This window comes from Gangjinia marincola, from assembly GCF_039523415.1.
Lineage (GTDB): Bacteria > Bacteroidota > Bacteroidia > Flavobacteriales > Flavobacteriaceae > Gangjinia > Gangjinia marincola.
In genome coordinates this window covers 24,101-48,348 of record NZ_BAAAFG010000012.1, presented here as the reverse complement: position 1 = coordinate 48,348, position 24,248 = coordinate 24,101, and the positions used below count along the sequence as shown (strand labels likewise).

The 24,248-nt window shown below is 37.6% G+C and carries 16 protein-coding genes; 7 read left to right on the top strand and 9 right to left on the bottom strand.

The window, feature by feature from the left end:
• Positions 1-181: 181 nt before the first annotated feature.
• The 5 genes from ABD000_RS04795 to ABD000_RS04775 all read right to left on the bottom strand — a co-directional run bounded on the left by ABD000_RS04795 (position 182) and on the right by ABD000_RS04775 (position 5,739).
• Complete coding sequence (locus tag ABD000_RS04795) at positions 182-1,405, bottom strand: S41 family peptidase (protein WP_343764527.1); 1,224 nt, start codon at positions 1,403-1,405, stop codon at positions 182-184.
• 305 nt (positions 1,406-1,710) lie between these two features.
• The gene (locus tag ABD000_RS04790; protein ID WP_343764524.1) at positions 1,711-2,568 is read right to left on the bottom strand and encodes an OmpA/MotB family protein; all 858 of its coding nucleotides are present in this window, start codon (positions 2,566-2,568) and stop codon (positions 1,711-1,713) included.
• A 106-nt stretch (positions 2,569-2,674) separates the two neighbouring features.
• Complete coding sequence (locus ABD000_RS04785; RefSeq protein ID WP_343764521.1) at positions 2,675-3,241, bottom strand: DinB family protein; 567 nt, start codon at positions 3,239-3,241, stop codon at positions 2,675-2,677.
• 60 nt (positions 3,242-3,301) lie between these two features.
• Positions 3,302-4,624 carry a M24 family metallopeptidase gene (locus tag ABD000_RS04780; protein ID WP_343764519.1) on the bottom strand — a complete coding sequence of 441 codons (1,323 nt, stop codon included), beginning with the start codon at positions 4,622-4,624 and terminating at the stop codon, positions 3,302-3,304.
• A 428-nt stretch (positions 4,625-5,052) separates the two neighbouring features.
• Entirely contained in the window at positions 5,053-5,739 is a 687-nt protein-coding gene (locus ABD000_RS04775; RefSeq protein ID WP_425545348.1) for a DUF4294 domain-containing protein, read from the bottom strand.
• A gap of 105 nt (positions 5,740-5,844) precedes the next feature.
• Here ABD000_RS04775 and ABD000_RS04770 point away from each other — a divergent pair, with 105 nt between their 5' ends.
• Positions 5,845-6,933 carry a M42 family metallopeptidase gene (locus tag ABD000_RS04770; protein WP_343764517.1) on the top strand — a complete coding sequence of 363 codons (1,089 nt, stop codon included), beginning with the start codon at positions 5,845-5,847 and terminating at the stop codon, positions 6,931-6,933.
• A 176-nt stretch (positions 6,934-7,109) separates the two neighbouring features.
• Here ABD000_RS04770 and ABD000_RS04765 read toward each other — a convergent pair whose 3' ends face one another.
• The 4 genes from ABD000_RS04765 to glmM form a co-directional block, all read right to left on the bottom strand.
• On the bottom strand, positions 7,110-10,268 hold the full coding sequence (locus ABD000_RS04765) for a right-handed parallel beta-helix repeat-containing protein (RefSeq protein ID WP_343764514.1): 3,159 nt from the start codon (positions 10,266-10,268) through the stop codon (positions 7,110-7,112).
• 78 nt (positions 10,269-10,346) lie between these two features.
• Entirely contained in the window at positions 10,347-12,935 is a 2,589-nt protein-coding gene (locus ABD000_RS04760; RefSeq protein WP_343764511.1) for a T9SS type A sorting domain-containing protein, read from the bottom strand.
• 83 nt (positions 12,936-13,018) lie between these two features.
• Positions 13,019-14,614 (bottom strand): helix-turn-helix domain-containing protein, encoded by a 1,596-nt coding sequence (locus tag ABD000_RS04755; protein WP_343764509.1) that lies wholly within the window; start codon positions 14,612-14,614, stop codon positions 13,019-13,021.
• 29 nt (positions 14,615-14,643) lie between these two features.
• Positions 14,644-16,032, bottom strand: a complete 1,389-nt coding sequence (glmM, locus tag ABD000_RS04750; protein ID WP_343764507.1) for a phosphoglucosamine mutase — start codon at positions 16,030-16,032, stop codon at positions 14,644-14,646.
• A gap of 471 nt (positions 16,033-16,503) precedes the next feature.
• On the opposite strand from glmM, the gene ABD000_RS04745 reads away from it, so the two are divergent.
• The 6 genes from ABD000_RS04745 (at position 16,504) to ABD000_RS04720 (ending at position 24,184) form a co-directional block, all read left to right on the top strand.
• Positions 16,504-17,094: an acyl carrier protein phosphodiesterase gene (locus ABD000_RS04745; protein ID WP_343764505.1), complete on the top strand. Its 591-nt coding sequence runs from the start codon at positions 16,504-16,506 to the stop codon at positions 17,092-17,094.
• A gap of 80 nt (positions 17,095-17,174) precedes the next feature.
• The gene (locus ABD000_RS04740) at positions 17,175-17,645 is read left to right on the top strand and encodes a hypothetical protein (protein ID WP_343764503.1); all 471 of its coding nucleotides are present in this window, start codon (positions 17,175-17,177) and stop codon (positions 17,643-17,645) included.
• Positions 17,646-17,799: 154 nt separating this feature from the next.
• Entirely contained in the window at positions 17,800-18,321 is a 522-nt protein-coding gene (locus ABD000_RS04735) for a hypothetical protein (protein WP_343764499.1), read from the top strand.
• Positions 18,322-18,353: 32 nt separating this feature from the next.
• Positions 18,354-20,057 (top strand): gamma-glutamyltransferase, encoded by a 1,704-nt coding sequence (gene ggt, locus ABD000_RS04730; protein WP_343764497.1) that lies wholly within the window; start codon positions 18,354-18,356, stop codon positions 20,055-20,057.
• Positions 20,058-20,238: 181 nt separating this feature from the next.
• Positions 20,239-20,778 carry a hypothetical protein gene (locus ABD000_RS04725; RefSeq protein ID WP_343764495.1) on the top strand — a complete coding sequence of 180 codons (540 nt, stop codon included), beginning with the start codon at positions 20,239-20,241 and terminating at the stop codon, positions 20,776-20,778.
• Positions 20,779-21,151: 373 nt separating this feature from the next.
• Positions 21,152-24,184 carry a CHAT domain-containing protein gene (locus ABD000_RS04720; protein ID WP_343764493.1) on the top strand — a complete coding sequence of 1,011 codons (3,033 nt, stop codon included), beginning with the start codon at positions 21,152-21,154 and terminating at the stop codon, positions 24,182-24,184.
• Positions 24,185-24,248: the final 64 nt, after the last annotated feature.

The following is a 24,248-nucleotide window of genomic DNA, read 5'->3' as shown; positions in this document are numbered from 1 at the left end:
TCAAGGTTGAACGTTATACATTTGAGCAAGGCTAATCGCAACTTTTAATTCACGCAAAGACGCTAAGTCGCAAAGCTATTTTGTAAGTGTAGGAATAAAACGTAATAAAATGCCTTATCCTTACTCCTAAGTACTTTAACAATCATTTTTACTCAACGCTCACAGACTCAAAGACTCAAAACTATTTTTTTTCAATAAACTCCATCACCTGCTCCATCCAGGAGAGGTCTGTGGTGAGTTCAACCTTTGGTTGGATGCCCTGTGACTCGTAGCGTAAGAATTCAGCGTGTTTTTTTGAAGGCAGGATGGCGATGAATTTGGTGCAGGATAATTTCATTGGATCGTCTTTGATCTCATACGCTATGGTGCCTTTGGTTTGTTGCCCTAACACGGTAACATTATCTTTTTGCATGAGTTTTACGGCAAATTGTTCTGCATTGCTGGCGGTGTTGTAATTGACCAAAATGTATAATTGATTATCCTTGATGTATTTCTTGATTATTTTGTATAAAATGTCAGAGTTTCGATCTCCCCCGCCCGTATTATCCCGTAAATCAATAATTAAATTTGGTTTGTTGAGGGAATCCTCTAAGGTTTCATAAAAAGCTTCAGCCTCTGAGAGGGTTGGATAAAAAGATTTAAAGCTTCCGATTTTGAGGTAGGTCACTTGATCGCTCAGCTCTTTTCGCAGGTAAGTTTCTTCAGGATTAGGCGCCTTATCAAAATAGCGTTTTAAGGTATCTTTTTTCAATCCGGCAGAAAGTAATCTTCCCTCTAAGATCTGTTCTGTGTAGCTAATGAGTCGGCGGGTGTTAAAATTGGTGCCTGTCGCCAGGAGGTATTCTTTTCCGTAAGGAACATAGGTACTAAACACTTCTCCCCGCTCCCAAAGTGGATGATCTGCTTCTAATACCACAGCCACATATTCTTTGCGATCCAAATCATGATACAGGGCTACCTTAAGTGTTGCACTGTGGTATATTCCCTCTAAGTCTTCTGATTTTCTAAACTCCAAGCGCTGCTCCAAACTATCTAAATCAATATCTACGTTGGGGATTACACTTACCAGATTTACCACCTTAAGTCTATTAAATGCAACCGAATCCTGCTTTTTAGTCGTCGCAGGACCGTATACCCGTAAATGATTATCATTTAAAGGAAGGGTCAGTCGAGAAAGCATTTCAAAGCAATCAAAGGTGGTTTTAATGTTCTTTACCTCTTCAAGCGCCTCACGATGTTTTGCTTTATAGGCTTCTTTATTTTCATTAAAAGCCGGGGTACGGATCAATTCTAAATGCAGCTGATGCAAATCCTGTTTGCAAGAACATTCATTATTTTTTTGAGCAGAAAGTAGACTAAAGGAGCTGACTAGCATTACAAAGAAGGTAGAAGATAATTGATACATGAATATCTATTTTACACCTGAAAAATAGCGTATTAATTTCTGAAAGCTAATTTTCTATCATTATTCTAACGTAAAATGCCAAAGTGCTCCTCGCTATACAACGATGAAGAGACCATTGAATTCTCTTCATCATTTCAAACATACAGCTGTTGTGAAAAAAAGATCTGGATTAGATGAGATCTTGAAAATTACTACCTATTATATAAAACAAAATCAGCCATAGCTACAAAAAGAAACTATGGCTGAGAAATTTTATTTGTTTTAAAGCAAATTCTAGCGATAATAGATGATGTTCTCTATATCAATTATTCAAAACTTGCTTGTGTAGTATCACTTTCAGCACCCATGAGTGCAAAAAACTTATCCAGATTAGGCATAATCACGATTTGTGTACGACGATTACTCGCCATATTTTCGGCATTATCATTAGGAGATACAGGATCAAAACTTCCTCTTCCTGCAACGATTAATTGATCCGGAGCTACGCCAAATTTATCCTGTAAACGTCGTACGATAGCAGCACTACGCTCTGTACTTAGCTGCCAATTATCTTTAATGTAACCACCTTCTTTTACCGTACGGCTATCGGTATGTCCTTCAACCAGAACCTCTAATGAGGGTTCTGAATTAACCACATTAGCGATGCGCTGCAAAATTTCATCTGCATCACTGCCTATACGATAACTGCTATCCTTAAACAACATGTCATCGTCAATGTCAATCATGACTACAGTTTCATCAATATTTACTTTAAAGTCATCTGGAGCGTCCACTCCTATTTTTTGAGATAAGGTATAGGCAATGGCAACATTCAAGGAGTCTTTGAGTGTTGTAGCTCCGGCCAACTTTGATGCAGGAACTTTTGCCAGCGTTGAGCGCATGGTCGCTTTATTCTTTTCAGACATTACGAGATCACCCTCTGCAGATTTAACCATCATACCTTCTTTATCTGTTTGAAGGCTTTCGATTTTGGAATTGTAACGTTCTACGCGCATCTCAATCTCCTGCATCCTGGCGTTGAGATCTTCATTTTCTACGCGGGCTTGTTGTAATTCAGATTGAGAATTGTTGTATCTACCCTCTAACTCGGTGTACTTTTTCTTTGAGACACAGCTTACCAATAACGTCGCTACTAGACTTATACTTATAATGTTTGTTTTCATAGTTTTTGGATTTAATTCATCTATAACGTATGAGAAAACAATTTATTTGTATTGACGGGCTAAGTTTATGTTAAGCCTATCCTAAGAACTTAAAAAAGTATATTCGCTACTTCACTCTTTTTTGAATTAATCTAATCTGTCCCATATGGTTTGCTTGATGCTCCATCACGTGAAACCATGCCCAATGATTGGTCATTCCACCGGCTCCTTTTGCTTTTTTACTGAACCACTTATCGTCTTTTTCTTTGAGTAATCTTAAGGTTTCGGCTCTTACCTCATCCCAAATGGACAGGTAATACGATATGGGTTGATCTTTAAATTGTTCTCGTGCATTTTCTCCCAAACTCAATGCGACTCCCCACGTTTTTTCTTCTTCTTTATTAAACTGTCTGTTTTCAAATGTGATAAGCTGATAGACCTTCTCTGTAGCGGCAAGATGATAGATCATAGCCCCGATGCGATTTGCATCCTGATCCAGTAGAAAATCAGTTTCTTTTTGAGAAATTGTAGCTACGCTTTGAGTTACCCTCCCCTTTAGATTTTCAAGCATGCTCACCATGTTTCCTATTTGAAGATCGTAGCCTTTTGGTGGGACGATTTCATATTGACTATAAGTGAAATGACTTGAAGCAATAAATGAAAATAGAATAAAAAGGTTAAAATATGTTTTCATGACTTTGTTTAAAAAAAGATTGTTCTAAGTATTAGTTGTTGCAGTGTGTTCAATAAATGTTTATTGGTCTGTGTTTATTAATAACAACTCCTCCTGTCGCTCATTCACATATCTAAATCCATTTTCTCCCCAAAAGCCGGCTTCTTCTAACATGATGCGGATGTCTTTTTTCCATTGCGGGATAGTTACCGTGGTGTTGAGTTCAATGGCATAGCCTGTATTTTCATACAGCGGATAATCCCCTGTTCCCGGGACACCACCCTGACTGTCCCACATCCCGATGGTAGGACCGGCACTATGGCCGTACAAACCAAGCGGGTGGGTGTAAATACTGGGACGTAAACCTTCGGCTTTGGCTTCAGCTAAGGAGTTGAGTAAAATTTCATTTCCGGTTTTGCCGGTTTCAAAATTCTTGGTGAATATATCCTGCACTTTGTTTCCTTCCGCGAAAGCGGACACCAAAAAATCAGGCGCTTTGTCTTCATCTGGTTTTAGCACGTATGCATGTTGTTGGCAATCTGTATTCATGCGCAAATACGTAATCCCAAAATCGCAATGGAGCAGGTCGCCGTACTGAATCACCTTGTCTTTAGGTCGGTTAGAGAACGAGGTGATATGACTTTGCAACTCTTCATTGGTGCGCTGTATATCTACCGTGGGATGGAACCAGGTTTCGGCTCCCAAATCGGTCACCTTTTGGCGTAAGAACCACACCACATCATCTGTAGTGGTCTTGCCTACGGTAATGACCTTATTGCTAAAAGCTTCTGCGATCACATCGTGAGTGAGTTGCACCAGGTTCTCAAAAATCTCCATTTCTTTTTTCGTTCTGGTTTCTAACCAGGCAATGGCTAATTTTTCTGCAGAAGCTACTTTAGATTTATATGCTGCAGGAAGGGCTTGCATGAATTCTTCATAATCTGTTTTTACCAGCCCATCTGCTAATCCAAAATTGGTTGAATAGTTGAGTCCGATCTTTGCCGGGTTGCGGTCTTTAATGATGTCTATGAGCGCCTTCCACTGGTCAGGTTCCTTCTCTTTATCCCAGGCCGAAGTGATGTTTTCCCCAACATTATACCTCGCAATAGCTAATTTTTCAATGGTGTTTTGTTCTTTATTGCGGTAAAAGACTAAAATGGTTCTTCGCCGTGCATTGAGCCAAGTGGCAGGAAGCATTGTTTTGAGCACAGGGTCTTCATTATACTCCCGTGAGATGACTACCCACATATCAAAACCCGTACGATCCATAAGTTTAGGCAGTAGGTTATTAAAACGATCTTTAAGCACCTCGTCTATGACTTGAGCGCGTTCACGTTCGGGAAGCAATTGAGCATGTAGTTGAAAACTTAAACTAATTAGCAGAAGAAGAATTATTTTTTTCATGATCCTAATGTAAGAAAAAGTATATAAAGTTCTTCTTCGCTAAGACTACGGAGAGTGAATTTGAACTTGAATGTGAAATCGAAGATGAAGACGAAGACGAAGATCAATTTGCTCTTAAACGTTATGTGAAAGCTGAAGTCATTGTAATTTAAAAATCCTTGGTCTTATACAAAATATCTCAAAGAATCTCAATGGAGCACAAAGTTTCATGTCGTGTTTTTTGTTTGTCATTCGCGCATTCGTGTGAATACCATTAAATAATCTGTTATACGTGGAAAGATTCCCGCCTTCGCGGGAATGACAGTAAGTTTAGATATGTACCAGAATAAAATCCCGTCATCACGGGTGTGACAATACATAAATGGAATAACACTGCTAGAATATGAGTAGAGTGCCAAAAAAGATTCACGCCTTCGCGGGAATAAGTATTAATTAGAAACCGTCTTAGCCTTTTCTTTGGTACCCCAATGCTCTAACAACTCTATAAAATCTATGTTCAATGAAGGATCCTGTTTCTTTAATCTGCCGGAACTAAAACTACGGTGTAAAATATCTTCAATGAGATAATCCTCTTTATCATTCATGGGATCAAACTCACGTTTTAAAGAGATATCAAACATACTGGCGGTGGTGTCATACCAAAAGGCACGCCAGCCACTACGAAGGTTTTTTATCAATTCATAGGCGGTGTCACCGGTTTGACGATGTATGAGTTTAATAAGGATTTGACCCTCGGTACGGGTGAATTTTTTTAGTTTTTCAGAAAATTCTTCTTCAATATACTTTTGAACCTGTTTGGTGTATTTTTTACGCTTGCGTTTAGAATCTATACTATCCAGTCGTTCATTAAGCGCCTGAAGTCGTTCTGAAGCCATAGTGGCGTATGGCCAAACCTTACGGGTTTTTCTTCGCAAAATCAGGTAACGCCTGCGGTCAAGATCAGAATCAAATTTGAGTTTTTGGAGAATCAGTACTTCACTTAAATCAATAGATTCACGCCAGGTGCTATCACCCTCAATCATCAAATATTTAACCTGAGTCGTATCAATTTTTTCTTGGGCGCTAATTCCAAGTGAAATAATGGCGATAAGAACAAAAAATATTCTCTTTTTCAAGGCAATTGTTTTCTTAATGCGTTGCTAAAACTGTTCCAAAATTACGTATTAGTGTATTGTCTTCCATAGATTAATGATTATTTTCGTGAAAAATCAACATACACGATGGCAGAAAAAAGCATCCTTACCAAAAAATCACTTTCCTTTTTAGAAAATTACCTTAACAATGCCTCTCCAACGGGCTATGAATGGAGCGGACAAAACCTGTGGATGGAGTATTTGAAACCTTACGTAGATACGTTTATTACAGATACGTACGGATCTGCCGTTGGAGTGATTAATCCTGATGCAAAATTTAAGGTCGTGATTGAAGGTCATGCAGACGAGATTTCATGGTACGTAAACTATATTTCAGACAATGGATTGATCTATGTAATTCGCAACGGAGGAAGCGACCATCAAATTGCACCAAGTAAGATTGTAGACATTCACACGAAAAAGGGTATTTTAAAAGGTGTCTTTGGCTGGCCTGCTATTCACACCCGCAATAAATCTAAAGAAGAAGCACCCAAACCTGAAAATATCTTTATTGATGTGGGTTGCGCGAATAAAGAAGAAGTCGAAAAACTGGGAATCCATGTGGGATGCGTCATTACATATCCGGACACGTTTCACATTCTAAATGACAATAAATTTGTGTGTCGTGCACTAGATAATCGTATGGGTGGATTTATGATTGCCGAGGTTGCCAGACTGCTTCATGAGAACAAAAAGAAATTGGATTTTGGACTGTATATCACCAACTCTGTTCAAGAAGAAATTGGATTACGTGGTGCCCAAATGATTACCGAAACGATAAAACCTAATGTAGCCATCGTGACCGATGTAACGCACGATACGACCACCCCAATGATCGATATGAAAAAGCAAGGTCATGCCGAAATTGGTAAAGGACCGGTCATTGCGTACGCACCTGCTGTGCAACAAAAACTACGGGATTTGATTATAGATGCCGCTGAAGATAATAAAATCCCATTCCAACGCGCTGCCTTATCACGCGCTACAGGAACAGACACTGATGCCTTTGCATACAGTAATGGCGGGGTAGCCTCTGCATTAATTTCTTTACCCTTGCGCTATATGCATACTACGGTTGAAATGGTACACCGTGATGATGTAGAAAATGTAATTAAATTGATTTATAACTCGTTACTAGAGATTAAAAACGGAGATACCTTTAGTTATTTTGAGTAATTGACATATTGGTTTCAACAAAAAAGAAGCTGTCTCAAAAGTATATATTTTAGTGCTTATGTCACATTGAGCTTGTCGAAATGGCTAAGAATAAGCCTTCAAAAAACTTCGACAGGCTCAGTTTGACAACTGAAATTACTTTTGAGACAGCTTCTTTTTTATACTATTGCGAAAATCTACTTCTTCACGATTCGTCTGGTGACCTGACCGTATTCTGTCTGAATCATCACAAAATAATTTCCTGATTGGAGTCTTGATATATCCATGGTATTAGATACTGATTGTGCTTCAATTACAGATCTTCCTGATATATCCAAAACTCTTAGTCGTTCTAGTATAATATTGGAAGTGTTAGAAATAGTTAATATATCTTTCACGGGATTAGGATATACTGAGATAAGCTGCAAGGCAGCATCATTCTCTGGAATCGATAACGCATCCTGCACCATTAGGATAAAGCTACATTCAATTTCGTTTCCAAAATCATCTGTCACAATAGTGGTAATTGTATATTCACCCGCATCTAGGGAGGTACCAGGATTAGGATTTTGAACGACATTAGAGAAAGTTCCCGTACAATTATCAGTAGCTGTTACTTGATTTGTGTCAAAATAATTTGGTATTGAGTACGGTAAAGTTTCGGTAACCGTGATGTTACCGGGACAAGTAACTATTGGCGCTAGATTATCCACCACAGTAACCACAGCAATAAGAGAAGTTGTGTCTCCACTATTGTCAGATCCCGTTAAAGTAACCGCGTTAAAACCAATGTCATCACAGGAAAAAGTAGTTTGATCCAGGGTTAATGATAGTCCACCGACAGTGGAAGAACTCCCCGCATCAACATCTGCTGCTGTAATCATAGCATTTCCATCATTGTCTAATGATATCGTAATGTTTTGTGTTAATAGCGTAAGGGTCGTACCAGTATCATTTTCTTCGCGGGTTGTGAAACTTTGAGAAGAGCAACTCCCAGGGCTTCCTGCGCCGTTGTATGGAATAATCGTTACGAATATCTGTGTATTTTCAGGTAAAGCGTCAGCTAGAGTTAAGGAAGTTGCATTTACTACTTCTTGATTATTTAAAAGCTGAGTGCTTCCACTTGTGGTCCCTATAGAAACGAAGTAGCCAATTGCTTCTGGCACGGCATCCCACGAAATAGAAGTGTCTGTTGGGATGTCTGTACTTCCGCTTGACGGAAAAGAGAGTGTTGTGCACACAGGAATATTTTCAGTATTACAGGTTGAGTTTGCATTAATTTGAAGTTCATAGGCTCCCATATCTACGGTTGACTGAAAAATACGCGGATTTCCATTTAGATCTTGGGTTTCATCCACATAATCGTTAAATCCTGCATTTATGGTGGGTGAACAGCGTAACATTCTAAAATCGTTTTGCACAGGATTTATAAAATCTGGCGCGTTATCTGCTATTGTACCATTTAAATTTCCTGCTCCCGGTAGATCTTCTCCTTTTACTAAAGAACGGCGAACATTCACATTTGAAATATCTCCTGTAAAACCACTATCAGTTAAATCATTACCTGACCATATGACACTATTTCTAAAACGAGAATTAAGATTTCCATCAAAATCGATACGCACATTGGTATTGCTAAAATCACTCGCTGAAAACGTACTATTGTCAATTCTTAATTGTGCATCGGTTCTTGAATCAATAAGCCTATGATTGGCATTAGAAGCTCTAGAAATCATCAAGATGTTTTCCATATCACAAATACCATCTTCTAACCTAATGAATGCCGATTCATCACTATTCCCCTCATAATATTCATTTCTAAGCCTCACCGTACTTACCGCATCAAAATCATTAGTAACCGAACCACGATATACATTCCCACTACCTATAAATAGAGGATTATCCTCTATGAGTAATGTTCTTCCTACATTGGAATCAAATAAATTATTTTCTACCTGTATTGTTCCTGATGAATTTCTAGGACCCTCTATAATCGCACCTGCAACAGTATTATTTAAAACAGCATTGTTACTAAACGTGATATCATTATCGCCAAATTGATAGGCCAATATTAAAGATCCCCCAATGGATCCCGTGTTATTCATAAATGTTGAATTCGAAATGATTGGCTGGGCACCTGTTCTTAGGGCTACAACGGCAGAAAAACCACTGTCAACACTGTTATTTTCGAACGTACAATTCTCTATGATTGAAGGTGTATTAGGAATAGTTGAAGATATTTCAATCGTATGACTAAAAGAACCTGTAGCTATATTATTTTTAAATTGGCAATTCGTAAGTGTTAGTGAACCGTCAATTACACTAACACCTGATGTAGCAAAAGAATCACCTATATTATTATTCAAAAATTTTGTGTTGTCGATCATGATATCTCCCGCCGCTTCTACTCCGGCACTTACGCTTGATCCACTAGTACTCTCCTGACCAGAAAAAAGACAGTTGCTCATATCCATGTTCCCGATTCCAAAAACGCCTAATTGATTTGATGACAAGCCTGTATTGTTTAAAAACTTAGCATTGGAAATGATAAGTTCTCCTTCATAACTTAAGTTATCATTTCCAGTACCCAACATTACATTGTTTTGACTAATAAAATCATTAACCGTAATTAGAGCAGCATCTAGTCTTAAAATATCCAAACTATCTAAGCTATAATTATCGATAGAACAGTTTTGAATTACGATTCTATTTACATTACTATTGGTGCCACCAATAGAGATTGCACTTGCAGAACCATTTTGAAATGTGGTATTTATAATGACTGCCTCCTCTAATTGATTATCACTTGATAAACTTGTTATTGTTCTACCTATTATGTTATTAAAACTACACCCATTTATAAAGAGTTTTTTGGCTTCTTCTCTTAATGAAATACCCTCTTGAGCGGCATTTTCAAAAATACACGAACTGAGCGTAAGTTCTGATCTTAACGTTATACCCCTATTGATGGTATTAAATGTAATTCCCTCTAAACTTACAGGTGAATTTTCTTGAATCTCAAAAATGACAAAAATCAAATTATCAGGATCAGCATCTGCCCGGATCTGAGTAATATTATTTTCAATATCCTGATCCCCTCCACCTATGGGAAAGCCACCTCTAAGTATTAAGGGTATTTCAATTTCAATTTCTGCAGTTGGCTGATAAATCCCTTCGGCGATACGAATTTCGTAATTGGGAGAAGCAGCGTCCACCGCCTCTTGAATGGTTTGAAAAGCTTGAGACCATGTGGACCCATCACCGCTTGAAGCGACACTTTGATCCACATAAATGGTTTGAGCTGATGTACCTATGCTAATAGTCAAGAGTAAAAAAAAGAGTATTGTTTTTTTCATAGTTGATTCGTTTGAAATGCTAAGATATTCTATTAAAGTAACTCAACACTCCCTGAATACAGCTAAATAGTAACTAGCTTATTTCTTAATTAATTGTTGAATTTTTGATCCTGCGTTTGTCAAAATGCGTACCAAATAATTCCCCGTTTGAAGGGACGAAAGATCAATTTTTGCAGGAGGATTTATTGCCGTTATAATTGTTCTTCCGCTAAGGTCGTAGATGTCAATTTGAGCTATAGCAATATTATCGGGGGTATTTATATGTAACATATCTCGTAAAGGATTTGGATAAATCGTTAACTGATCTAGAACTTCTGGTCGTGATATGCTTAGTCCATTATCTGTCGTAAAACTAAATTCTGAGCAGTTTTGAGCTTCACCGAACGTATTGAAGGAATTAATTTGCACAAAAATTTCGGTGCTTAATGGCAGTGTGGGTAACTCTAGTATAGTAGCATCTTCAACCAGTTCATCCTGGACAATATCTGAACCTCCGGGAGAAGTACCTACATTAATGGTGTACCCATCAGCATTTGTTATACTCTCCCAGGTAAGATCACTATTAGGATCAATATCTATACTATCAGGCATTGGATCTAATAACACTGTACAAGGTGGCGGACTACAGGTGAAAATTCCCTGATTCTCGTAAGCCCCCATGTCTACAGTGCTGTCAAAGATACGTGGATTGCCTGCCAGATCTAATGTAAAGTCAACAAAATCATTGTTCCCGGCATTAACCGTTGGCGAGCATTCAAATACTCTAAAATCGCCTTCGGCTGGATTAATGAAAAAAGGTGCATTGTTTGCATCTGTTCCATCAAGATTTCCTGCACCAGCTGGGTTTTCACCTTTGATTAAAGAGTTTTCTGCAGCGTAATTTTCAAAAGTACCTGTAATAGAATTTTGACTAAGGTCATTAGACCAAAATATGGAATTTTGAATGCTGACAGATGGCGTATCTCCAGAGAAAGGCCATCCACGCATAACGACATTTACCTCATTATCAATCGCCGAAAATGTAGCGTTTTTAATAGTTATATTAGAAGAACCTCTAGTATATATAACTTCGTGCTCTCCAACAGTTGAACTGGAGATAAAAGCAGAATTTTCTATTGTCGTGTTTGTACTTTCAATCGACATGAATCTTTCTCCACCAGTATTACCTTGAATATAATTATCACTAACTAATAAGTTTCCTATTTCTTTTATATCGAATTCTAAATTTGCCAAAACGGTATTTTGTTGTACAAGGACTTCATTAAATTCTTCAATTTCAACGGTCGAAAAATCAGTTTGAGTAAAAATATTATTCTCTATTAGCACAAACGAGTCATTAAAACCATCTAACGAAGCTTTGTTTAAATATATCAGGTTTGCATCAGGTAAACTGTTATCTATAAAATCATTATTTATAAATGAGGCATTTGGAACTCGTTCTAATTCTATCAAGTTATTGTTTGTGCTAATGGGATAGCTATTATCTTGAACCAAATTGTCTTCAAACTCGAACAGATATCCATTAAAATAGATTAATCCAGCAGATGTATCAGTTACATTACTATTTGACACAAATTCACAGTTCTCTATTCGTGCACTTCGATTTGGATTTGATCCTCCAGTGCCACCAATGACTCTACTGAAACTGCTTGATGTGTTGTGTATGTTATTTTGAAATCTTGAGTTTGAAATGATAAAATTAGCATCCACCAAACGTATTATTTCATTCGTTGAGGTACTTTTAGAAACATTTGCATTGTTTGTTCGCGTGTTATTTAAAAAATCACAATTATCCACGTTGACAGTACCACTTGCTGTAATACAAACTGTGCTGTTGCCTCCAAAATTATCATTAATATTATTTTGAAAAACTGAATTAGTTATTGTAGTTGTATTACTACAACTTACAATTTCATCAACTTGCTGATTATCTTCGGCTAAGAGATTATCTATGGTTGTGTTAGGTCCAGAAATTTGAATAATGTTATCACCATCGGTGTAATTTCTTATCTCAACATTTTCAATTAAAGCACTTACCGTACTTTTAATGATTAAAGCGCGATTCGAACTATTTTCGAATGTACAATTTGAAACCAGTAAATCACCAATAAATGCACTGCCTGATGATCCATCTATAATTTCATCTTGTGCATTAGAGAAACTACAATTTGTGACGGATAGTGAGGCTATCGTCCCAGAAATTTCTACGGCATTTTCTATCACATCATCAAATATCATTTGTGAGAGCGATAAAGAAGACTGTAGAAATATAGCTGTTTCTACAGTTTGCATTTTAATCCCATCAATACTGGTAGGCGAATCCGGAAATATTCTAATAAGCGTACTTTCTAAATTATTAGGATTGGCATCCGCTTGCAGTTGAGTGACATATTGATCAATATCCTGGTCACCTCCTCCTGCAGGATATCCTCCTTTAATGGTTAGAGGTATATCAATATCTATTTGATCGTCGGGTTGGTAAATTCCTTCAGCTATCCTAATTTCATCATTTGGCGTCGCAGCATCCACGGCTTCTTGAATAGTTTGAAAAGCCTGTGACCAACTGGAACCATTTCCGCTGGAAGCGACACTATGATCAACGTATAAGGTTTGCGCGTTGATACTTAAAATCTGAATAAAAAATACGAGTAGGTAAAACTTCTTCATGTAGAGGGCTATTTGAAATTAATAGCGCAATACTAATCTTCTTAGCCGTTCCAAACGTACCATTCACGTGAATGGAACCTCTTTTAACTCAAATTATCGATTATTCGTTGTCGATATGCTGTCGGTGTTAATCCCGTGGTCTGCTTAAATACGCGATTGAACGTCGTTTTACTTTTAAAACCTGAATCAAAAGCAATCGCAATAATCTTTGTATTCTCCTCTATAGATAAATCAATTAAACTTTTCGCATGATTCACTCGATACGAATTGATAAAGGCGTAAAAGTTTTTTTGAAAAGAAGATGATAACACCTCAGATAAATGATTGCTGCTAATCCTGAGCTCATCTGCGATTTGATGAGGTGATACTTCTGCATCAAGGTATAGTTTTTTCTCATTCATCAATTGAAGCAAGTCATTTTTGATCTCATCACGCTTTGCCGGTGTAAGGGATGAGTTTTGATACGGAAGATCATCTTTTTGAACGTTCTCTGTCTTGAGCTCATCAACATCTTTAATCATCATTTGAGAGGAGGCCGATAGAATTTTTTTTGACATATATCCCGCAACGACTACTAAAAGAATAACAATACCCGTTAGTAAAATCCAAGTGTATGTGGAACGCTCTTTACTATCTCCTTGCCCATTTGATGTCTTGGAGGTATTATCAGTAGAAACATCCTGAACCGAAGCTTCTGCTCTATCTAAAAGTAATTTTTCATTAAGTCTGGCGTATTCTTTTTGTTCGATTAAAGACTGTTTAAAATCACCTTTAGCTTCGTATACTTTAGCCAACATCTCATGAGCTCTCATCTCAATTTCGGCTAACTCAATATCTTGGGACAGTGTAATAGCAGTCTTTAGATAATCCAGTGAATTATTCAAATTATCTAAATGATAATGTGTAATACCCATAAACAAGAGGTACCATGCTTTTCGTTTAGAAGACTCTTCAAAAACTGCTCTCTGGTTTGCTTCCTCGCCAATTTTAAGCGCAACATTATAATCACCGGCACTGATGTATACATCCATAAGATTATTATAGGATGCAGATAAGAGAGCTTGATTTCCTTCCTTTTCGGCAATATTTTTGGTTTGACTAGCATACTTTTCAGCATCCTTAAAGTTAGCTAAGCCTATAAAGCTTTCTGAAATTCCTATCAGAACTCCTGCCCTAACATGATCTGGCGCGTTGATCGTATCCATTATGCTCAACACTTTTTTCATTGAGCTTAAGCCCTTTTCAAAAGCATCCATTTCATTATAGGTGTTTCCCAAATTGATCAACGCAATAATCTTAGGTCGAGGATTATTAGGGATCATCTCACATCGATCCAAGGCCAGTTGATAGCATCGTATCGCTTCCTTTCGTTCTCCTTTGTTATTGTATGATACGGCCAAATTAGAAAGAGCGACAATTTCCAGTTCAATTAAATCATGTTCTCGCGCAATGTTCAAAAGAGAATCACTGTATTTTTTGTGTCCCTCAAAATCACCTTTGGCATATCGTTCTTGTAAACGCGCTAGATATCCTTGTGCTTTTTGCTTAGGATCAGCAGACAAAGATTGATCTAAAGAAATAACAGAATTTGCGGTAGCTCCAGCCACAACAGAACAGGTTGATGCTACTAAAAAACATACAACAAAGATAATTTTTCTACGGTGCGTATTTATTTTCATCCAACGTACTAAAAGTTATTAGATGTCGTCTATGAATTTGCGATAGTCTCAATTTCCTTCATAATCTTTTTGGCTAATTTATCTGCCTTATCCTGGGTTTGAGCTTCAGTATAAATACGAATAATGGGTTCTGTATTGGATTTTCTTAAGTGCACCCATTCTTCGGCAAAGTCTATTTTCACTCCATCAATCGTATTGATCTCATCACCGGCATAGTTCTCTGCCATTTTTTTAAGAAGTAGATCTACATCTAATTCCGGCGTAAGCTCAATTTTATTTTTACTCATGAAATACGATGGATACGTTGCCCGCAATGCTGAAACGGTCATTCTTTTTTCAGCCAGATGGGTTAAGAAAAAAGCTACCCCAACTAAAGCATCTCGACCATAATGAAGCACTGGATAAATAATTCCGCCATTTCCCTCACCACCGATGACTGCATTGGTATCCTTCATCATTTTGACTACGTTCACCTCTCCCACCGCACTGGCTTGGTAAGTGCCGCCATGTTTTTCGGTTACATCGCGTAGTGCTCTGGTAGAAGACATATTGCTTACGGTATTTCCTTTTTTCTTTCCTAAGATATAGTCAGCCACAGCGACCAGCGTATATTCTTCGCCAAACATCTCCCCTTTTTCATCCATAAACGCCAGACGATCCACATCTGGATCGACAACGATCCCCAGATCTGCGCGCTCTTCTACTACTTTTTTAGAAAGATCGGTAAGGTGTTCCTTTAAAGGCTCAGGATTATGCGGAAAGTGTCCCGTAGGTTCGCAATAGAGCTTAATCACATCAACACCTAACTCTTCTAGTAATCGTGGAATGGCAATACCTCCTGTGGAATTTACTCCATCAACCACCACTTTAAATTTTTCAGCTTTGATGGCTTTTTGATCTACAAATTCAAGGTCTAGAATTTCCTCAATATGCAAATCTATGTATGCATCATTACGCGTAATTTTTCCTAAATCATCTACGGCTGCAAATTCCAACGCGTCACTTTCGGCGAAAGCCAAAATCTTAGCTCCTTCCTGAGCATCTAGAAATTCTCCTTTTTGATCCAAGAGTTTGAGGGCGTTCCACTGTTTTGGGTTATGACTTGCCGTGAGAATGATTCCGCCATCGGCATGCTCCATAGGTACGGCCATTTCTACTGTTGGAGTCGTAGAAAGATCCAGATCAATCACATGAATGCCCATACCCACCAGTGTTTGCATCACCAACTGTTGGATCATCTCACCAGATATTCGCGCATCCCGACCAATAACCACCCGGTAGATGTCTTTATTTCGGTATTGCTTAAGCCACGTACCGTATGCTGCCGCAAATTTTACTGCGTCAATTGGAGTTAGGTTTTCTCCTACTGCACCGCCAATGGTTCCTCTAATTCCTGAAATTGATTTTATAAGTGTCATGTGATTCGTATTTGAGTCTTGCGAAACTATTACTATTTTTTTTGGAAGGCAAGCCTGAGGAGGTCGAAGATGATGTCCTTTTGCCTATGGCTTGGAGTTTTGTTATTTGTGATTTGTTATTGGTTTATACGTTATTAGGTTATTGGGGTTATTCGATTATTGGGTTAGTTGTTAATAGAAATTGAGGACAAAAAATAGAAAAAAGAAAATAGAAATGAGATATTAGAAATTATAGCCATTCCTAATTCCCTTGTAATGGCTGATGATCATAGCTATTAAGCTGAAACCTTTCTACTAAAAACTACATTATTTAACTGTAACGTTAAAGAAATTGGTATTTAAGATTTAATTTTTGGAATTTACTGTCAACCAAATTCTATCAATAGACTACAATCCAGTCACTATAAAAACTGAATACTACGACTGCATCCTGAATACTGGATACTAAAAAACAAGCCCTATCTTCGTAGCATGAATTTTCTCGCACATATTTACTTATCAGGAGAAGACCCTGAGCTTATGCTGGGAAATTTTATGGCAGATGCTGTAAAAGGTAAAAAATACCTTACGTATCCTAAGCCGATTCAAAATGGGATTATTCTGCACCGCGCCATAGATTATTATACTGATACACACCCTGTTGTTCGCCAGAGCATTAGTAGATTGTTTCCTGTTTATCGCCATTACAGTGGTGTCATCATCGATGTATTATACGATCATTTTTTGGCAAAATACTGGAATGATTTTCATACACAGGAGTTAGAAAGCTATATTAAACAATTCTATGAATTACTTAGCGCAAATGCTGAAGTTTTGCCCAATCGGGTCAAAAACTTCTATCCCTATATGATTAGAGATAATTGGTTAGGAAGTTATACTACCTTACCCGGCCTTAAAAAGATTCTAGGACAGATGAACAGGCGTACCGGCGAAAAAGGTAAACTGGACCAATCCATTACAGAGATTGAGGCTGATTATGCCCTTTTTAAAAATGAGTTTTTTACTTTTTTTCCAGATTTAATTACATTCGTCCAGGCCGAGATGGACAAATTAGATTCTTAATATATTTATCCTTTTTCATAAAAGTTCATCGCGTTTCTAAATCGTACTGTAACAAATCCCTTTCTTTTAACACGTATGCTTTGATGGTTGACCATATGTTTAAATGGGCGAAAATTATCAGCGCAGTGATATGCTTGCTGATATTAGTTGATTTTACCCTTCCGGGGAAGGAGTATACCGAGGGCGTTCTTGAAAAAGAGAGAAAGATGCAACGCTATTATAACGCTGCTCAAAATGTCCACTACAGCCATCATTTAATCACCAAAAATTTTATCCTTTTCTCATCTGAAGATTTAGCGAATATCGTAAACAAAGGCGATATGCTGCTGCTCAAAGAGTCTCGTCTATTCAAGGAAATCAATCGGGTAACGCACATACCTTCAGCAACAAGTGAAATTTACTCCTTGCGGTATGTTTCAGGTCTGGTGATTCCACTACTTGCAATCTTAGTATTCATGACCAGTTTGATCTTTCCGACAAGATATGTAATGCTATCTTTTGTACTTATTGTACTTAGTACGGGCAACTTAATATATATACTCGTATCATAGCATTAGTATGACCTAGTGAAGCGAGGTAAAATCCACCACTTCAAAAATCTGTTGGCATTTTGTAAAATAAAAATCCCTTTTTGCTATCTTTAATTTCTATATGATCAGATGTATATTTATTTTGTTTGCTTTCTTTATATCAACATCATGCGGCTTGAGATTAGCTCAGGATAAATCGTATGTAAAGAAAGAGTTAAGCGTTGCGCAATTACTTCAAAAAAATCTTATCCCACCAAAAGCAGATTTTAAGTCCAACTATTTTGATCTTGTTCCCTATTTGTTTTACAATATTTCTAAAGAGTTTAATGGAATTGATGGTGACTTTTATAACCTAGGATATAACTCAATTGAAAATTACAATTTCATCGTTGATTTTGAGAGAAGATTAGGATCAAATAAGAATGTGTTGGTTGTCATGATCAGGGATGCAGAAAATACCGGAATCCCTATAAAGCATAGGCAGGTTACTGCTACATCTAAAAAGTTTGGAGCGTTAAAAATTACCGATCAGCCTGTGTCCACCAAAGGTGAAAACTATAGCCAGGTTTTACTAACCCTTGAGATTGATTACGATAGCAGTAGTGAGTTACTTCAAAAACTGCGCGGAGATCAGATCATTGTAACCATTGACGATAAAAAATATAGGTTTTTAAGTGCTGAATTAATAGAACCATAAAACCGATCAACCAATTCTCTATTCCAACATTTATGAAATATTTTAGTGTAGTTCTTCTATGTGGCGTGTTGCTCACCACCTGTAAAAATCCACCTCAAGAACAGTCACATTCAAAAAAAAAGTTAGGGATGGTGACTGATAGTGCCATGGTTGTTTCGGCACGTGAAGAAGCCTCTAAAATAGGTACGCAAATCATGCAGCAGGGAGGAAATGCCTTTGATGCCATGTTTGCGACAGAAATGGCACTAGCCGTGTGCTATCCCTTTGCCGGGAATCTTGGCGGCGGCGGATTTATGGTCTATCGCCTGGCTGATGGTAAAACAGGCGCCTTGGATTATCGTGAAAAAGCCCCAAAAGCAGCTACAAGAGATATGTATCTGGATAAAAACGGTGATGTTATCCTAAACAAAAGCACACTTGGTGGTCTGGCCGTAGGCGTGCCGGGTACCGTAGCCGGAATCTTTGCTGCCCATGAGAAATTTGGAACAGTTCCTATTGATCAACTTTTAGCGCCGGTCATTGAATTGGCGAAAAAGGGGTACGTGGTGACTAAAAGCCAAGCACAGCGTTTCGCCAATATCGATTCTATTGTCACCGCCGTAAATGGAAAAGAAATTCTTTACGGAGACCATATTAATGTTAATGACACAGTGCAAAATAAAGCTCTTGCCAATACCTTAAGTCGTGTTGTCCAATATGGTCGATCTGAGTTTTATAAAGGTAAAACCGCCGATTCTTTGGTGGCTTTCTTACAACGCCACGGCAGCATTATTACCAAAGAGGACTTAGCAGCCTATAAAGCTGTTTGGCGGGAACCGGTTAAATTTACCTACGACGATTTAACAATTATTTCCATGTCTCCTCCCTCTAGTGGCGGAATCACTTTGGCGCAGATCATGCGTATGATCGAACCTTATGCGCTTGAAAGTTACGGGCATAATTCGCAAAAAAGCATACAAGTACTCACTGAAGCTGAACGGCGCGCCTATGCTGATCGCAACTATTTTTTAGGTGATCCAGATTTTGTACAAATCCCCACAGATACATTACTCAGTCAGCTCTATCTTAAGGATCGTTTGAGTGACTTTAGTTTTGAGCAGGCGACACCTTCATCCAGCATTACCTACGGAGCAATACCGGGTTACGAGTCTAATGAAACCACGCATTATTCAATTGTAGATCAATTTGGAAATGCTATTGCAGTAACCACGACCCTCAACGGTGCCTATGGTTCTAAGCTGTATGCCGATGAGTTAGGTTTCTTTTTAAACAATGAAATGGACGATTTTAGTTCAAAAGCCGGAGTTCCCAACATGTTTGGACTAATTGGAGCAAAAGCCAATGAAATCGCTCCCGAAAAACGTATGCTTAGCTCTATGACTCCAACCATTGTTGAGAAAGAAGGTAAACTATGGATGACGCTTGGCACGCCGGGCGGTTCTACGATCATCACTTCTGTCCTGCAAACTATTTTAAATGTACACGAATACGATATGACTATGCAAGAAGCTGTAGACGCTCCGCGTTTTCATCATCAATGGTTGCCCGATGTGGTGCTATTTGAACCTGAAAGTTTTGAGCAAGCGGTGTTAGATAGCCTTAAGGCGAAAGGATACAATGTCAATCAAAATCAGTCGCCTATCATTGGAAAAGTCGACGGAATTAAAGTACTGCCTAACGGAAAATTGGAAGGTGGAGCCGACCGCAGGGGCGATGATGCGGCGGTGGGTTTTTAGATAAATTATGATGTTAACTAAAACAGTTCATGTCTTAATGGTGATGCGCTAGCTGGCTTTTTTCCAAAAGCGTTAGAAGGAGAGCAACTCATCATGCGTGAATGTTTGGTTGAAGGTCCATTATCTGCCACGATAGACGAAGTCTTTTTTCAACAAAGAGCAGACTATCTTACACAAACGTATGGAGAATGTAGAAGTTGATTATGATCTTATGATAAGATCTCAGCTCAACCAATTGATTGGCTATGGTTCTGAAGATACCATCTATTGCCGGTTTGAAGAAGATTTATTTTGTCAGACCAATCTTTGGTTCTTAGTATATTTTCTTCAGCAACATGCGAAGAGGAATCTAGTGTATCTCGTACGACCCAAACCAGATTCTCCTTTTAGTTTTGCTGCATGCAATACCAAAGAATTAGTGGAAGCCTTTCAGCGAAAGCTGGAGATAAAGGATACTAAAACGTTTTCAGAATTATATGAATACTACGCCACCCAACAACATGAAAAGTTGCTGACAAACGCTAAAGATTTAAGCCCGGACTACCCTTTTGTTCTACCTGCGGTAGAGGCACATCTAGCCAGAAATTTAGGCTTCAATAGACCTGGAAAACCTCAGCAAATCATAAAGCAACTAATCGAAGAAAATAATACCCAAAAATTAAACGTGATTTTCCCATTATTTCAAAAAGAAGCTGCGATCTATGGGTTTGGGGATTTGTAAGTGGAGAATATGATTAGAGAAATAGAAGTTGGATCAATTTAAATTATAAATTTATAACTTTGATGACATAAAAAACCCTATCCAACGCATTGAATAGGGATGTTGCTTTACGCTTTTTGGTTTTACCAGTTGGTTTATGTGCTCACCTCTTCAATGGCAACAACCTTTGCTAAATAACGTTCTGCATCTAATACGGCCATACAACCCAACTCTGCTTCTTCCCCATACATAGAGTTTGAACCAAACGATATGGGTATATTCCAATTTACTTTCTATAACGCGCAAATTTTCTATACTCTTAACGGTTAGTTTAATATTTTCTCCTATATGTAAAGTTCTCGCCTTGATCTAATTATATTAGCAAAAAAAGTGAATGAAAAAAATTACGTTTCTGCTGCTATTATGTTCTCTTCAATTTTTCGGTCAAACGACTACCACGATTGAACAATTATATTTTAAACTGAGTTTTGAGGATAATAATAACCTTAAGGGTACCATCGACTCGATTGTTTCTTCAAATTCTCAAGAACTATCAAAAGAACACGCGCTTATTTATGCAATTTTGCATCCGCCTTTTGTAAAAACAATAGATAGCATAAAAGGCTTCTCGCCGAAACTTTTTGATGGCATAGAAGAACTTGTTGATGCCTACAGAACAATTCTTGAAGTCGAAACTTTACCTAATGTAAATGTTCTGGAAAGGCTTACAATACCTTATGCTGAATCAAAAAATTTGTGGTTAGCAGATTTGTATTTTAACCTTGGAAGCAATTATTCGAGTAATAAACGTTATGATGAGGCCATAAGCGTATTTTCAACCGCAATTGAATTAATAAAACCAAACGACTTCAATCCCTCTAGTATATACAATTCCAGAGGAAATGCCTACTACCAAAATGCACAACGAGATTTTGCTAGAAATGATTTTGTGAGTGCTTATCAAGAACGTATTAAAAGTGGAAATATTGAAAAAAAATACCTCACCAAAGACCTATGGAATATCGGTGTACTCTTTGTAAGCGAAGGTGAGTATTATGAAGCAATACCTTATTTAAAAAAATCGCTGGAATATATGGAAGAAGTTGATCCATCAAATCCCTATTTACTATCACGATATGCGCTATTGGCAGATTGTTATTTCTATAACAATGACATCAAAAGTGCTCAAATATATGCTGAAAGAGGTTTTGCACTAACCAATTCAACGTTGAAAACTCATAATGCTTATCTTAATGGATTGATAGAATCAAGTCTTAGTAGAGTCTATAACTCATTAGGGAATTATGAAAAAGCTGAATACTTCGCACAGCGTGCATACGAAGGCGCACTTAAAAACTATGGCGATGCTGATTCAATTACCTCTGCTTTTTTAATTGACTTAGCTACTGTTAAAGCCGCAAGAGGAGATCATTCTACGGCCCAGGAATACTACGAAAAAGCGATTGTAATAGCCAGGAATACGGGGAGGCTATACTCTGTTACGGCGGCACTTAATGAATACAATTTTTATCTTATCACTAACCGAAAATTTGAGAGGGCTCAAGAATACTTAGATCAAGAAAAAGCACTTTTCATTGAAAATAAGGACACTTTATCTGTAAAGTTTTATGTAAATCAACTTTATAGAGCCCAAGCAAAACTAGGATTAGATCAGATTACTGAAGCGCAATCTTTACTTAAATCTGTTTCTATGGGGTGGGAGCAATTTAAAGGGATGGAGCAAAACATTAGAGACACTCAAACGGCTCTGGTAGATCTCCAGATCAAACAATTTAAGAAAACGCAAAACATCACCCAACTCATAAAAGCGCAAAACAACTTAGATCAATTAATTCATCTTCTGGTCAAAAGTAAAAACAAGTACGATAGTGAAAAATCTAAGATTTTCTATGGGGCAGAAATAATTCCTTCTATTGAAAAATCACTTGAACTAATTTATTTAAAAAATACTGTTAAGGCTGAAAAACAAGATTTTGATTATGCTTTGAGGCTAATGGAGATCAACAAAAACTCAGCTTTATTGGATGGTCTAAGAGAAAAAGAACTTGCTATGCAATTCCAAGTTGATCCTAAAATTATCGCTTTAAAAAGTGCTGTTCAAGACTCTATGATTAAGTTAGATAATACCTTTAACCAAATTCAAGACTCAGATAAGGGTGATACGGAAAAATTACAGGTTTTAACAAACCAACAACTCTACTTTCAAACCAAATTGGATAGTCTGAGTATCTTGGTACAACAGAAGTATCCCGAATTCCACGAAGTAAAGTCACTGGAATTGGCAGAGAACATTACCTTTTATCAAGACCGTTTATTAGCAGATGATGAAATGTTAGTTGAATACTTCTTGACACCAACTGACCTGTATACGTTAACACTGACCAAACAAGATGTAAATTTTGTAAAAAAAAGTATAAATCATTTATTTGAAGACCAGCTCAATTTATTAAGAGAAAAAATTCTGAATAGGGCGCCTTTAGATAAACTATTGAACACGATCTCACCCGTTATTTTACCGCAAATACCTAATGGCATTAAAAGGCTAACCTTTATTTTAGATGGTATGTTAACCAAAATACCGATGGAGATTTTGACCTTCAAAAATGATTATTTGATTCAATCCATGCCAGTTCGCTACGGTGGTTCTGTACAATTGCTCTTTGAGCAAACGCGACAAAAAGATAGAACTAGTACGAACAACTGGTTGGGATATGCAGGTACTTATAAAGATTTGCCCTTACCCTCAAACGAAACTGAAGTTGATGCTATTTCAAAACTCATGGAGGGAGTATCACGCGTGGACAGCTTAGCAACTAAAGCAAACTTCTTAGAAGAAGGGCCCAAGCATGATTTATTGCACTTAGCTGTACATGGGGTGCTTGATCATAAGAACCCTATGAATAATCACCTTTTATTTTCAAATTTTAATGATGAAGAAGAACAAACAGTCAAATTGACTACTCAAGAAATATATGGATTAGATTTATCTGCCAAATTAGCTGTTTTAAGCGCGTGTAATACGGGTAATGGAACGTTTTCTAATGGCGACGGTTTGATGAGTTTGTCAAGAGCTTTCAATTATGCAGGAGTTACAAGTACGCTCACAAGCCTTTGGAATATTAGTGATGCACAAACCTCCACTCTAATGATTGGATTCTATAGAAATTTACAGAATGGGATGAACAAAGACACTGCATTACAAAAAGCTAAGCTCACCTACTTAAAAGAGACAGATGATGAAAAATTAAAACACCCCTACTATTGGGCTGGTTTTATCATTTCTGGTGATGTTAGTAGAGTATCTACGCCTAATTATTACACCTATGCTCTTGTAGCTGTGATTATGCTAGTTTTAGGAATCAGTGTTTTTTATTGGAAGAGGAAATTGAGAAAGAGGACCAGCTGAATAGGACGAATCCTTATGTTTAGTATAGAACCCGCTCTCATACAGCGTCAAAAAAAGTTGCTCT